Source organism: Streptomyces sp. NPDC005799 (assembly GCF_040630525.1).
In the GTDB taxonomy this organism is placed as follows: Bacteria; Actinomycetota; Actinomycetes; order Streptomycetales; family Streptomycetaceae; genus Streptomyces; species Streptomyces griseorubiginosus_B.
In genome coordinates, this window is the sequence record NZ_JBEXXQ010000221.1 from 1 (window position 1) to 1,203 (window position 1,203).

At 67.3% G+C, this 1,203-nt stretch carries 1 protein-coding gene and 1 pseudogene; both read left to right on the plus strand.

The features are described from left to right. Window positions 1–225 (plus strand): transposase (locus tag ABZ453_RS51355; protein ID WP_359027001.1); only part of this gene is annotated, 225 nt, incomplete at its 5' end. Next, window positions 149–1,108: pseudogene (locus ABZ453_RS51360) on the plus strand (ISAzo13 family transposase); the annotation flags it as partial. The gene ABZ453_RS51355 and the pseudogene ABZ453_RS51360, both read left to right, overlap by 77 nt. Window positions 1,109–1,203: the final 95 nt, after the last annotated feature.

Consider the following 1,203-nt stretch of genomic DNA (forward strand, 5'->3'; position numbering starts at 1 on the left):
GAACCCGACGGAATCCTCATCCTCGACGACACCGGCTTCCTCAAGAAGGGCACCACCTCGGCCGGCGTGCAACGCCAGTACTCCGGCACCGCCGGGGCCCGTATTGCAATAAGTGCTCGGCAGAGGGGTGTTGGTGGGAGTCTGAGATATGACCCCGTGTCTGTCAGGTCGCGTTGCTGCTCGTGTTCTGCGGGCCAAGTTCGATCAGATCCTGCCGCACCTTGATGAGCGCCGCCGTCGGTTGTACCTGGCCAGTGAGGCGACGGCCCTCGGCCGCGGCGGGATCGTCCGGGTCGCCGCCGCCTCCGGCACCAGCACTGCAACCATCGCGCGAGGCATGGCCGAGCTGGCAGGTTGCCCCTCACCGACCCTGCGGGTCCGGGCTCCAGGTGCGGGCCGCAAACGGCTGACAGACACCGACCCTGGTCTGCTGCCCGCGCTGGAGTCGCTGATCGAGCCGCACACCCGAGGCGACCCCGTCTCCCCGTTGCGGTGGACCACGCTGTCGTTACGGGCCCTGGCCTCGACCCTCACCGCACAGGGCCACCCGATCAGCGCTTCAACCGTCGGACACCTGCTGCACACCCTGGGCTACAGCCTGCAGGGAACCGCGAAGACAGCAGAGGGCATCAGCCATCCGGACCGCGATGCCCAGTTCACCCACCTCAATGCCACCGCCGCCGCGTTCCTCAACGATGCCCAGCCGGTGATCAGCGTCGACACCAAGGCCAAGGAATGGCTCGGCAACCGGGACCGGCCCGGTCGCACCTGGCGGCCGGCCAAGAACGCGATCACGGTGGACTGCCACACGTTCACCACCAATGACCAGCCCATGGCGATCCCCTATGGGATCTACGACATCGCCAACAACACCGGATGGGTCAACGTCGGCACCGACCACGACACCGCCCAGTTCGCGGTGGAGTCCATCCGACGCTGGTGGCAGCACCGCGGACGGGCCGACCACCCGAATGCCACCCGGCTCCTGATCACCGCGGACTCCGGCGGCTCCAACGACCCCCGCCGCTGGACCTGGAAAAGCAACCTGGCCACCTTCGCACGAGAGAGCGGGCTGGAGATCACGGTCTGTCACCTACCGCCGGGGACGCAATGCCGTTGCTTGAATTAGTGAACTATCGCCGGGTGCAGCGTGATGACCTTGGGGGCGACGCGCCGTGTCGGCTGCCGGTCGCGGGTGTTGAT